Raw genomic sequence first — 13,184 nt, 5'->3', positions numbered from 1 at the left:
TAGATTCTATATTTTCTTTTCCAACCTTGCTAAAATTATCTCCATTAATTTTTCTAGAACTTATATAGTAATTTACGGTTTTTTATAAATGAAAGAGATGAACAAAAACTATAATCCAAAAGAAATAGAACAGTCTAATTATCAGCAATGGGAAACAGCTGGTAAATTTGCTTGTGGTAATAATAGTCAGTCAAAAGAAACTTATACCATAATGCTTCCACCACCAAATGTCACTGGAACGTTACATATGGGGCATGGTTTTCAGATGACTCTAATGGATATACTTACACGTTACAATAGGATGTCTGGTAAAGATACATTATGGCAACCAGGTACAGATCACGCAGGTATAGCAACTCAAATGGTTGTAGAAAGACAGCTAAATGCTCAGGGGATCTCAAGACATGATTTAGGACGTGAGAATTTTGTTAGTAAAGTTTGGGAATGGAAAGAGCTATCAGGTGGTACGATTACATCGCAAATGCGTAGAATAGGGGCATCACCAGATTGGGATCGTGAGAGATTCACTATGGATGAAGGTCTTTCTGATGCTGTTAAAAGGTGTTTTATCCAGTTATATAAAGATGGGTTAGCGTATCGTGGTGAGCGATTAGTAAACTGGGACCCTAAGCTAAAAACAGCTGTATCTGACTTAGAAGTTGCTCAGGTAGAAAGCCACGGCTCATTATGGCATTTTATTTATCCAGTAGCTGATAGTGATGAGAAGATTATAATTGCAACAACCCGTCCTGAGACAATGCTAGGCGATATGGCAGTTGCAGTTCATCCAGAAGATGAAAGATATACTCATCTTGTTGGTAAAATGATAAATCTACCACTTACAGATAGACAGATTCCAATTATTGCTGATGATTATGTAGAAAAAGATTTTGGTACAGGTTGCGTAAAAATTACTCCTGCTCATGATTTTAATGACTATGAGGTGGGTAAAAGACATGACCTGCAAATGTTCAATATCTTAAACAATGATGCTAGTTTAAATTCGCAAGTTCCCGAAAAATACCAAGGTTTAGATAGATTTGAGGCACGTAAACAAATCGTTGCTGATATGGAAGCTTTAGGTCTTTTAGATAAAATTGAGCCTCATGCACTAAAAGTGCCAACTGGAGATAGAACGGGAGAAATTTTAGAGCCATATCTAACTAAACAATGGTTTGTTAAGGCTGATGTGCTTGCAAAGCCAGCTATTGAAGCAGTTGAAAAGGGTGATGTAAGATTTGTCCCTGATAATTGGAAAAATACTTATTTTGCATGGATGAGAGATATTCAAGATTGGTGTGTATCTAGGCAGCTATGGTGGGGACATAGAATACCAGCTTGGTACGATGACGCTGGAAATGTATATGTTGGAGAAGGTGAGGCTGACATTAGAGCTAAATATAATCTAGCTGCTGATATTACTATCAGGCAAGATGAAGATGTCTTTGATACATGGTTTTCATCAGCTCTATGGCCTTTTAGTACTCTAGGTTGGCCTGATAAGACTCCAGAGCTTGCTAAATACTATCCAACAAGTGTGCTTGTGACAGGTTTTGATATTATCTTCTTCTGGGTTGCTAGAATGATGATGTTTGGCATGTACTTTATGAATGACGTGCCATTTAGAGATATTTATATTACTGGTCTTATTCGTGATAGCGAAGGTCAGAAAATGTCTAAGTCAAAAGGTAATGTTTTAGATCCTGTAGATTTGATAGATGGTATTTCGTTAGATGAGCTTCTGAAGAAGAGAACTGCTGGTCTAATGCAACCTCAAATGAAAGCTAAGATTGAGAAAGCCACCAAAAAAGAGTTTCCAGAAGGTATAAGTGCTTATGGTGCAGATGCTGTAAGGTTTACTTATGCTGCATTAGCATCGACATCGCGTGATATTAGCTTTGATACTGCGAGAGTTGAGGGTTATCGTAACTTCTGTAACAAGCTTTGGAATGCTTCAAGATTTGTGATGATGAACCTTGATGATCATAAGGTTTGTGAAACTCACGAATTAGGTGTTGCAGATAAATGGATTTGGAGTGTTTTAAACGCAGCAGTTGCTGATGTACATAGACATCTTGCTAACTATCGTTTTGATTTGGTAGCAAATACTATTTATGACCTTGTATGGAATAATTATTGTGATTGGTATGTTGAGTTTGCTAAAGTCGCTTTGAAGGATGAGTCAGTATCTGAAAGCCAAAAAAATGGTGTTAAATATACACTTACTAAGGTTTTAGAAAATATCCTTGCTTTAGCACATCCACTAATACCATTTATCACAGAGAGTATTTACCAGCAGTTAAAAACGCACTTAAATGATGCTAAAGAAACAATTATGGATGTATCTTACCCTGTAGTTGCTCAAGACTTAGAGGCACCAGAAGCTGAAAAGGCCATCACATGGTTACAAACTGTAGTGACTACTTTGCGTAATATGCGTAGTGAAGCTGGTATCAAGCCATCTTTAGAGATTTCTTTAATTGTTAAAGATGTTGCAGATAAGGATAAAGAGTATCTAGCACAAACTGAAGGATTTATAAAAGCTTTAGCTAAAGTCAAAGATATTGAGTTTAACGATAATCCACCAACTTCTTTATCACAAATTGTTGAAGGGCTTGAGTTAAATATTCCATTAGCAGGGTTAGTTGATATTGAAGCTGAGAAAGCAAGGTTAGATAAAGAATTAGACAAGCTAAAAGGCGAAGTTGATAGGGTACAAAAGAAGCTATCTAATGAAAGATTTGTTTCAAATGCTCCAGAAGCTGTGGTTGCTGCAGAGCAAGAAAAACTCGCGAAGTATCAAGAGCTTTATGCTAAGGTTTTAGAGAAAAAAGAAGCCTTTAAGTGGTTTTAGTGTTAGCTTTTATATAATTTGTACCTTAGCCTTTATTTCTATACAACTTTATTAAACCACATCAATTTCACGACTATACCAATCCTACTATAAATTAAGACATACATTCCAATCTCTAGTACATATAGATTTAACGAGTTTAGTATCATTTGAGAAAGCGTTCCAAGTTTGCTGTAATTTATGGGGCTGTTGCAAGCTGGAATTAGATGTGTGCCATCCAGCATTATCTACTATTAATGCCGCATGCCTACCTTTACCAATAGTCCTCTTTCGAAACTATAATATAAAGTTTATACTGAGTTTCAGAGAATGCTAATATTATGGTTTTATATTGAAAAGTATAAATATCAGAGGTTGACACTATTTTAGCAGCCACTTTTTTGTAATAATTCGTAACGTTCACGGTAATACCTTTTCATATGATTTATAAAAGCCTTTTTAAGAGAAGTAATTTGTAATAAAAATCTATTTAGGCTACTTTGCAACGTCTCACCTTGCTCACCAATTATTGTGTTTTGGCAAAGAACAGATTCTCCTTTTGTAAACTCATTACTTCCAAGCTCATTAATTCTATCAATAAGTAGGCTTCTTAAAATATCTATAAAAATTAAGTTATATTTTTGATCACTTTCTTTTAATGCTTGATCCCTAGCTTTGAATATTTCACTAATGGCAGCGGGGTTATATTTTTTTATTTTTTCTATTTCATTAACTATTTTGTTAAATGATGATCTAATTCCTGAGACATCTTCAGTATTTACTAGACTATAAATCAGTGGATTTTTTTCATCATATATTTCTGTTTTCATCTTTGTTTTTGATAATGCAAACTTATCACTGCTTAGGACACTTTCTAACGTTATATTTTCTAAATAACCTGTAACATTAAAATTAAAACCTGAACCTTTATATTTTTCAACTAGTAAATTGAAAAATTCTTCATGATAGTTTCTAATAGCAGCGTTACATGATATAAGTTGAATATCAGCATTTAATCGGCTTAGATCTAAAGAGGATAAAAGAATATTATCTAAAATAGAAATAACACTACTATAGCTTACAAAACCGTTGTTTAATTTTTCATCCCCTGTTCCAAGACTCATATTATCAGCACCATGGCCAGAAATAAAAACTCTTATATTTGTTATCTTTTTATTTAGATTAATATATTTATTTAAAATGTGTTGCTTCAACAAGTCCACATACTTGGGAAAGAGTTCATTATCAAAATTACAAGTAAGGTTAAACACTGGCACAAGTTTTGCATATTTTCGAAAATTAAAACTAGAGTGAGGAAGGCTTTCGTAAGGTTCAGCACCTATAAGCCTTTCATATTGGACTTGTCCTATCCAAGCGCTTGAGTTATTATTAAAACGGTCTAAATCGTACTCATTAAGGCGATCTCCAATAAATTTAAAGATAGGGTGGTAATCAGGATTTAAACTATTTGTTTCATCAACAAACTTACTAAAGTTTATTGCGAATTCTAAATCATATGCCATTTTAGTTTTCCCTTTATTTTGTCTTGCTACCACCCGTCTAAGTCTGGTTTGCAACAAGTCCCTACTTAGCCGTAATAAACATCTGTCCAGCAGTATTAATACTTATTTGGCCTCCCCAAGTACACATACATGTCGCGTTCTTTAGCAGAGCTGGTTGACCGTTAACCTTTGTTTTAGTTGCTGATGGTGTCCATGGAGATGGTATTATAGGTACACATGGACATGGAGTAGGTACTATTGGTTTGCCCATACCAGCTGGATTTGAGGGGCTATTACACATTCCAAATGGTTTAATATTTGCCATAGGAATATGATCATTTATAGTCGCTGCCAATTGACCTTGACCTTTTACTAAAGGTCCTTTAGGTAATACTGTTAAAGGAGTCGATACAGTGCCAAAAGAACATTTTAAAAGAGCATTACTTACTACAAAATTACTCATTATTACCTCCCATAGGACTGTTGCAAACTAAAATTATATGTTTCTAACTGTGTTAAAAATATTCTCAAAATGCTCATTTACTACGTGTAAACTGTGCTTTTTCAAATGTTTTTGCCTTGTTACCACCCATCTAATTCCAGCTTGCAATAGCCCCCCTATGTTAAATTTTATTACCTAATCAACAATATGCCAAAGTAAGCAAAAACAGGAAAACAAACAGCTGCTAAAAATATACTTTTATAGATCCATAATTTATAAGTTTTCCTAAATTTATTCTCTAGATTATTAAACGTTGGATAACTAATGTCACCTAATTCCTCATTTGGCAATATAGCACAAAGCTTATTTTTATATTTGTCTATTTCAGATTGTAAGCCGACATAACAACCTTTAAACCCTAATGCTAATATTAAATATAAAACTTGAGCTACAACTTTAGGAAATACAGGGTTATCAAGGACAATTTCTATTATTTCAAAAAAATAGTCTCCCCCATCGTTTCGCTGATAAACCTCCTCTTGGAGTAAGTGCCAATTAGTAACATTACTATCTGCTTCTAAGTTTAGTTTATTAATCACCTCATCACAGTAAATGTATATTGCAAATGCAATATAAAAACTAACTCTCTCACCAAGCTCTTGGTAAATCAAATTGTGTATATGCGTCGTTTTAGTAATTACTTTCTCACGAAAAGCTATAATATCTTGCATATTTGTGTCTGAGTCATAACTTTCTATGAAAAAATTTATAGTAGCAAAAACATCTATAATATCTTGATTCATAAACACTCCTTATATTACTTTAATTTGAAAGTTAACCTTAACACCTATTCGTTTAGAAAGGTGTGTTTTAAGAAACATACGTACAAGATCTGCATAGAAAACAAATTCAGGTTTATATAAGTCGGTTCTTATAGATATTACATAACGAAATTCACCACTTGACTCAATATTAATAAGGTTTTTCTCAATAAACTTTACGGTATATGTATCATGATTTGTTATAAGAGAAATTAGTGTTTTAAAAGTGTCAATATTAAGACCTGTAGAGTTAATGATATTTAATACTTTTAAGATATTTTCTGCTCTTTCTAAGAGTTGATTCCTTCTAAAGCCGTAACTATAAATTATATTGAATTTTAGGCTACCAATGCTCCTGCTCAAAGGAATAAAAGTATAACTTTTTTTCTTAACATCCGCGGAGATTATCTGTGTCCATTGAGCGTTTATAACAATTTCATTAGAACCTGAAAGCTCCTCTAATGAAGGATCTAGGAAGGCTATTCTCATATGCCCTGAAGGCTCAAATATTAAATTATAGCTTTTGGCATTACTAAGATTTAGATAGTTATGATAAGCAATTTGTTTATTATATTCCACGCTATATAATTTTGTCGGAACATATTCATTAGGTCCATCTAGGTGTTTTACTCCATAGCTTTCTTGAGTATAATCACAGTTAATTTTCATTGCGTGATCTTCAAATAGATTAAAGACAGGGAGTAGATTAGTTTTTATAACATTGGAAGCTAAAGGTTTCGATATATTATTAGATTTTGGTACTTCTATTTCTAACAAAATTTTATAAAAAAGATAATCTTCTGGTAAATCCTCAAACTCTACGTAAAAGTTACTAAATACTGCTTGTGTTAATGCCTTTAATATGATTTCTTGAGTTATCTCCAGATTAAACTTTAAATCAAAGTTTAAAAAAACGGTAATAGATATAGGTTTATCTAACTCATTTACAAATAATGTCATCTTTGCTGATTTATATTCTCTCAACGTATTTATAAGATGATAAATTTGATGGTTTTTCATAACCAAAGGGTTAGCACTTAGCAAAAAACGGTTTCTATCAAACCTAAAAGGTTTAATTGCATCAATTTCAATGTTAATTATGCTGTTATCTATATAGCAATTTGTTACTTGAAAAGGTAATAGCGCGAAAGGTATAGCAGCTTGAAACCTAAAATTGCTATCGTCTAACTTTAATACAAATTCTTCACCTAGCTCTAAATCTATAAACTTATCGTTTTGATTTGTAGATGCTTCTACTATAGCATGATTGGGTACGTGTTGAAAAAAGTAAGGATAATAGCTATAAAATAAGTTAAACCTTCTTTGTAATATAAATTCTTGAATGCTTTGTGTAGAACGTTGTACCGTATACTCTACCGCATCTATAATTACTTTTAGGTCACCTGACCCTAGAATATCATTTTTATTATGTTTATTTAATTCTAAATATTGATATAACTGTTCTTTTGACTGGATGTTCTTTAAGTCAGTATCCATACTTATACCTCTCATAAATTTTTATTTTATGATTAATTAACTTAGTGTCTTGAGATAGATAAAAGGGCATAAAAATTATTTTTACAGGTTGAACTATAAGCCAAACAGTTACCATGATAGAATATCTATTTATGTCAAAAAGCTTACTTAAAACCAACTTTTCTATACATTTTGAAACCTCTTTGCATTTTTTTTTGTTAAATAAACGGTCCGATTGGAGAGTTATAGTAAAATGTAATTTAGGTGACAGTAATTTATTTCCAAGATGCATATTAGAGAGGTTCGTTTTATGACTTAAGTAGCTAGCTTTATTAACTAAACTTAACTGCCATTTTGATCTAACGTTCAATTTATACTGTACAAGAGCCCTTTCAAATAAGCTGTTATAAGAAGATAATGAATAAAAAAAATTATCATCTCTTGTAAAAAGAACGTCTCCATTTAGATATAAATGTTTTAATTCATCAGACTGTTCTATCAGAAGCATATTTATTTGGTGTTTTAAAAGTTTACTTGCTAAAGCGTTTAATACAGTACAAGATACAGAATCATTATTTATAGAAAAAAAATCCAATACGTGATCAGGCAAAGCCGAATTTGCAGATAGTATTCCCATATTTACAATAAGCTTAATTTTGTCCTGATCAAAAACTATATCTTCTATAAGCCTGCTAGTCTGGCTAAGACTTAAACGGCTTTCAAATGTAATATCTTGTGTATTAAAACCAATACGGTGCAACATGTTTAGCAGTATCATAAGATCAAGTTGCTTAAGTTTATCTAGAGGTACTTTCTTTAAATCTGTTTTGTTCATATATAATCTAACTATCCCTATACATAGTAATAAACGAATTTAAGTTCACTTACATCTTTGCTATTTAGCAAAGATATTACCTGCTCACTAAGAACGTAATCCCACTCTCTTGATGGTAGAATTTCATAAATATCACAGTATTTATCGACACTTGATACAGGTAAAGGGTTAAACTCCAACTTAGAAAGCTTTAAACCAACCATTGCGTATTTATTTACATGCTTAATTCTGCTTGGAGAAGTTAGCTTAATTGTAGAAAGTGAATAGCTATAGTCTTGTGTTGGTTTACGCACAACTAAATAGTGCTTTTTACGATTTAAAACTTCAAACTCTATAATGCCTGTAGATAGTAAATTTTCTATAGGTTTTAAAACCTTATACTCTATAGCTTTTGTATGTAATACTTTTTCACGGATTGCCGCAATTAGATGTTGAAAACTTTCCAAAGGTTTCTCGTGCTTATAAACCAGAGAAGAATCTACTTCTGTAGTTTCTTGGTATTGTAATAAATATAAATATATATTTTGAGTAGCATGAAATATAATTATAGGAGAATACTTACTATATGATAATTGCCAAATATAATACTGAAGCTGGTTACGGCTATACAAAATATTATTTAATAACGTTAATTTAAAAGATGATATTGCTGAGTTAGTTGATTTTTCGTTTAAAACGTAGGAGTGTATTATTTGTAATAAATTACTTAGTTTATCAGTCACTAATTTAAAGTTATAAACTTTTGTAGTTAAGATAGGAGGAAGGAATTCTTTAAGTGTCCACTTGCCGTCTTCTAGTTTATTTAAGGTTAGTACTTTGAAACTAGATAACTCATCTGTTTGCTCAGGATTTATAGTTAGTGAGAGATTTGAAAATTTTGTTTGAACTTTTGTATTATTATCACCAACGTCTTTTGTCAAAGGTTTTTTATTAATTTGTACGACAATCTCAGCAGTATCTGAATCTATAGTATTTAAATTTAATTCTAAGATTTTAGGGTAAGTTGAACTTTGATAATGGATACATTCACAAGTAAGTGTTATGTATAGTAAGGATTCTATCCTGAGGATGTTTTTATCAAATAAATATTCATCTATTTTAAGCTCAGCTAGACCATAAAAATCTACAGTAGAGTTAACTTGGCAAAGGTGAATATTGCGCTTGTTTGATAGATGCTGAGATAATGTAAAATGCTCGGGCAAAACTGCTTGTCCTAAGTGCCAATTTATTTGTTGCATACTCTTACTTTCACTCTACTGTTAGTAAATGTAGTAATCATTTTTGCTCCTCTTTATAAATCCAAAATATCAAAATCTGGACCAAAAGCTTCATCATTATTTGGTGGTGTCTGATAATCATTAATTTTTTCATCAAGCATATTTTTAATATTATTTTTATAGTTAGAAGCTTGCAAAATATCATCTATATCAAATCCAGTATTTATTTTTTTATTTTTAATATTTAACTCAATATCAGCGTGAGTTTTTTGCAGCATAAAATCCCATAAAGCAGAGCCTTTACTATTCTCTATAATTTGTTGAATTTGAGAGTAAGTTTCTGGTGTAACCGAATTTAAAAAAACCTGGAACTGCTTGGGAAAATATTTAATTGGATTAAATTCTTGTATTTCAGTTTGGATCGAATCAAAGAGTAAAGCTAGCTCAAACTTATCTGATACTGCATCCAAAGGGTTAGCTAAGTTGTTAAATCTAGCTATTTTTAGCAAAAGGTTAGACCAATAGAAACTATATGCATTTTCTTTGCTTGTCTGAGCTAGAGAGTTATCTACCTTCTCATTATCAGCTTTTTCTTGATCACTATTAATATCTTCTTTAAAAATGTATTTAGAAATAGTAGCTAGTATTTGGTTTTTTGCTCTATTAAAGTTAATTAATCCAACTTCTTGGATATTACATGCCAAAAGATCTTTAACTTGTTCTAGAAATTCTGTAACTTGCTGTAATTGGTTATCCAAAAAATCAGGATAATAGTAGTTAATAGCATCATTAGCTTCATTAATTAAAGTTATGACGCTACGTAACACTATTGTGTCTTTTTTATTTGTAGGAGTAATAAGGTGATAACCACTTAATACTCCAGCTAAAATTTCTAATCCTGAGACAAAATCTTCAGCTGAGTGGTTTATATTAAAGTAAGCTTGCAAGTAAAGGCAAAACAATTGTATATCTAATACATTATTTTCTTGAATATACTTAGTAATTAAACACATCGTTTCTTGAAAGCTTCGGTTATTTAAAAGTTCTGTACACTCATTTAGTACCTCAAGATTAGAGCGTTTACAAACTTGCCAATCTTGATTAGTATCAAATAGTTTTTTTAACTCTTCACTTGCCTTACTCATGTTTATATCTACTTATTATTTACCACTATCTACACCTACAACTATTTTTTGACTACTATCACTAGTCCATGTAGAAATAGGTGTACCTTTTTCCCATTTACCGGAAATGATAATAGTTCCTGTTAACTCAGTTTCATTATTTGTAGCTGAACGGCTATATAAATCACCACACTCATGAGCTAGCAGATGCTGAAACTGGCGGGTCTTTTCTTCACACAGTGTGAATTTTGCTCCCTGTGGATCGAAATATTTAACAATAGTGCCTTTGTTAGCTTGATCTACAGTTTGCTTATCATTAGCAGATGCTATCTCTACACTTAGCTGTGCTTTTGCTCCAGAAGACAATAGTTTTGTAATAGCCTTGTTTAATTCTGAAACTATAGTTTTTGTTGTTCGTAAGTGTAAGACTATAGTTTGGTTGACAGCATCAAAATCGCCATGCTCTAACTTAAAATTTACAGCAGCACTTCCTGGAGACGTTGTACCAACATCATAATAAGGTATTTTTGTTTTTAGATCTGCTGGTCCTGCTTCTGCACTAAATTTAAGCTCCAAAAAGACAGCATCATGGGTTGGTGACGGACTAGTTAAATTTGCACTAGGGTGCGAGTTTGGAGTTAAAACCATTTTTTGACCATCGATAGCTATAAAATCTGACATCTCTACTCTCCTTATTTATTTAAATGCCAACTACTTATGAGTTAAGTCTTGCATCAATACTTAACTCAACATCCATACCTTCAAACTGAACATGTGGAAGTATGGTAATATTTGATCTGTACCAACCGATTTTTCCTTCTATTGGCTCCACAGATATTTCTGCAGCTTTGAAAGGAAAATAACTTTTTGTCAGATCAGTAGGGTTTGGAACCGTGGTAACATAGCTATTAATCCAACTAGAAAGAGTGTTTGTAATAGTCTCTTTTGTAGCGGATGATCCAATACGGTCACGCATTATCATCTTTATATAATGAGCTAATCGAGTAACCGAATATGTATAAGAAATATTCGCTATCAATTGTGAGTTCTCAGAGTCTTTTGGATCTTTATATTCTTGAACCATCTTTAATGAATTAACACTAAAAAAGCAGCCTTCAGAAGTCCCTTTTTTATATACAAAAGGCATAAATCCTGCATTAGCAAATTCTAACTCCCTGTAATCTGGTATAACAAATTCTGTAGGGACTTTTAGCTCCTCGTAGCCTCTTATGTTAAAGGTATGAGCAGGAAGTCCTTCTACAGTACCTCCAGCACGAGGACCTCTAATACTTTGACACCAACCAGTAATTTTAAATGCTCTCATTAAGTTTTTAGCAAATAGTACTGATGAATTACCCCATGTATACTCTTCATTTGAAAGGGGGCTAGTTATTTTTTCTTTAAAGTTCTTAATATACTTGCCAATGGTTGGATTATTATCTGGATCATACGGAGCTCTTAACAAAAACTGTGGTACTGTTAAACCGATATATGCAGCTTGTTCTGTTTTACGAAAATTATTCCACTTACCGTATTTTGGATGTTCCATAAGAGCACCTAGATTTTTGATATCTGCTAAATCTTCAGCTGTTTCACACCCGAAAAACTTAGGACTAACTGCTGCAATAAAGGGAGCGTGCGAGGCTGTAGCTATTTTACCCATCAAAGACAGCCAGTTTATATCATCTTGTGTATTTTGAAACTCATACAAGCCAATCATTGTGCCGTAAGGCTCCCCACCATACTGGTCATATTCGCTTACGTATAGTTTTTTAAACATATCACTAGATGAAATATCAACTGCATTGGTTTCAAAATCATCTAATAACTCTTCTTTTGAAACATCTAGAACTGAAAGTTTAATAGGAGCATCATTTGGTTTATCTAGATAAATTTCATTAATAGATAACCATTGTTTCTCTAGAGCTTTAAACTTTTCATTGTGAATAATATCATTTACTTGCTCTTCGATTATACTGTCAATACGGTTTATAACGTTACGTGTTAAATGTTTATTATAAAGATTCATATCTTCATTTTTTGCATTTGCAAAAATAGCCGATAATCCAGCAGCTAGCCTTAAAACATCATCAGATGTTATATCTATCTGGTTATTTGCGTCTGTAACGTATTCATATTCAACTTTTCGCAAGATGTTTTCTGTTGTTTTTAAATTCAAGCTAGAGAATAGCTTTGATAAGTTAATCTCATCCTTTACTTCTATTGGTGTAACTTCAGACATTACTTCTCCTCCTTTTCGACTAAAAAAACTTCTTCAGTAACCATTTTGAAAGTCTCTAACGCAGGGAGCTCTTGTTTTATTTTTTCCAAAGTGGATTCATCTCTTAAGATTTCTTTTACCAAATTGCGAAAACCTTTATTGTTATCAACCGTTGATTCAAATTCTTGAACCATTTCTCTTAGTCGAATTAAAGACTTAAGTTGAGGAACGCTTTCAGCTATTACTCCTGGTTGAAAAGATTTCATGGAATCAATTTTTAACTTGACATCTAAATTTGAAGATTTAGATGGAGTTATACGATTTGGAACTGAAATGTTAAGCTCCATATCCATATCTTTCATCATAGAGTCTATAGTTCCGTCCATGTGACGGATTTTTCTTTCTTCAAAGTCTTGCTTTCTATCTTTTGATAAACCTTGGGAAAGATCTCCCACTACCAAAAGTCTAAATGGCAACTCTTTGTCTTTTAGTTCCCCATCAACCTCTGTTTTATAGCGAAGCATTAGTCGTGACTTAGGAATTTCATCATTTACAGCCATTTGCATCTCTCCTATTTCTTTGTTTTTAACTCTATCTTATAAAAATAGGGTTTTTGCTTTTATCTTAAAATTCATTCTAACAAGTAAAATTTTTTTTATAACTTTTTTTACAGCACTTGTTTTAAATAAAAAACTAATATTAAACAAAAAAAC

Annotated in this window: 11 protein-coding genes; 1 reads left to right on the top strand and 10 read right to left on the bottom strand. The window is 32.1% G+C overall.

Annotated elements, in window-relative coordinates; genetic code table 11:
• Positions 1-88: 88 nt before the first annotated feature.
• Positions 89-2,854, top strand: coding sequence for a valine--tRNA ligase (locus E4K63_RS07685; RefSeq protein ID WP_133940825.1), 2,766 nt, complete (start codon positions 89-91; stop codon positions 2,852-2,854).
• Between the two features lie 365 nt (positions 2,855-3,219).
• On the opposite strand, the gene E4K63_RS07680 is transcribed toward E4K63_RS07685, so the two are convergent.
• The 10 genes from E4K63_RS07680 to tssB form a co-directional block, all read right to left on the bottom strand.
• Entirely contained in the window at positions 3,220-4,356 is a 1,137-nt protein-coding gene (locus E4K63_RS07680) for a hypothetical protein (protein ID WP_133940823.1), read from the bottom strand.
• Positions 4,357-4,417: 61 nt separating this feature from the next.
• Positions 4,418-4,798, bottom strand: a complete 381-nt coding sequence (locus E4K63_RS07675; protein WP_133940821.1) for a DUF4280 domain-containing protein — start codon at positions 4,796-4,798, stop codon at positions 4,418-4,420.
• Positions 4,799-4,968: 170 nt separating this feature from the next.
• On the bottom strand, positions 4,969-5,580 hold the full coding sequence (locus E4K63_RS07670; protein ID WP_133940819.1) for a DotU family type IV/VI secretion system protein: 612 nt from the start codon (positions 5,578-5,580) through the stop codon (positions 4,969-4,971).
• A 9-nt stretch (positions 5,581-5,589) separates the two neighbouring features.
• Positions 5,590-7,095, bottom strand: coding sequence for a type VI secretion system baseplate subunit TssF/IglH (gene iglH, locus E4K63_RS07665; protein WP_133940817.1), 1,506 nt, complete (start codon positions 7,093-7,095; stop codon positions 5,590-5,592).
• Positions 7,085-7,909: a hypothetical protein gene (locus E4K63_RS07660; protein ID WP_133940815.1), complete on the bottom strand. Its 825-nt coding sequence runs from the start codon at positions 7,907-7,909 to the stop codon at positions 7,085-7,087. The genes iglH and E4K63_RS07660 overlap by 11 nt, the downstream gene beginning before the upstream one ends.
• A 17-nt stretch (positions 7,910-7,926) precedes the next feature.
• Positions 7,927-9,147 carry a type VI secretion system baseplate subunit TssK gene (gene tssK / locus E4K63_RS07655; protein ID WP_133940814.1) on the bottom strand — a complete coding sequence of 407 codons (1,221 nt, stop codon included), beginning with the start codon at positions 9,145-9,147 and terminating at the stop codon, positions 7,927-7,929.
• A gap of 53 nt (positions 9,148-9,200) precedes the next feature.
• A complete protein-coding gene (locus E4K63_RS07650) occupies positions 9,201-10,271 on the bottom strand; it encodes a type VI secretion system protein IglI family protein (protein ID WP_133940812.1) in 1,071 nt (356 codons plus the stop codon).
• Positions 10,272-10,286: 15 nt separating this feature from the next.
• The gene (locus tag E4K63_RS07645) at positions 10,287-10,931 is read right to left on the bottom strand and encodes a hypothetical protein (protein ID WP_035720422.1); all 645 of its coding nucleotides are present in this window, start codon (positions 10,929-10,931) and stop codon (positions 10,287-10,289) included.
• A 34-nt stretch (positions 10,932-10,965) separates the two neighbouring features.
• Positions 10,966-12,492, bottom strand: coding sequence for a type VI secretion system contractile sheath large subunit (gene tssC, locus E4K63_RS07640; RefSeq protein ID WP_133940810.1), 1,527 nt, complete (start codon positions 12,490-12,492; stop codon positions 10,966-10,968).
• Positions 12,492-13,037, bottom strand: coding sequence for a type VI secretion system contractile sheath small subunit (tssB, locus tag E4K63_RS07635; RefSeq protein ID WP_244947447.1), 546 nt, complete (start codon positions 13,035-13,037; stop codon positions 12,492-12,494). Before tssB ends, tssC begins: the two co-directional genes overlap by 1 nt.
• Positions 13,038-13,184: the final 147 nt, after the last annotated feature.

Origin of the sequence: Allofrancisella inopinata, assembly GCF_012222965.1 — a bacterium.
GTDB lineage: Bacteria > Pseudomonadota > Gammaproteobacteria > Francisellales > Francisellaceae > Francisella > Francisella inopinata.
The sequence above is the reverse complement of the archived record's forward strand: the minus strand, read 5'-3'. Positions and strand labels throughout refer to the sequence as shown.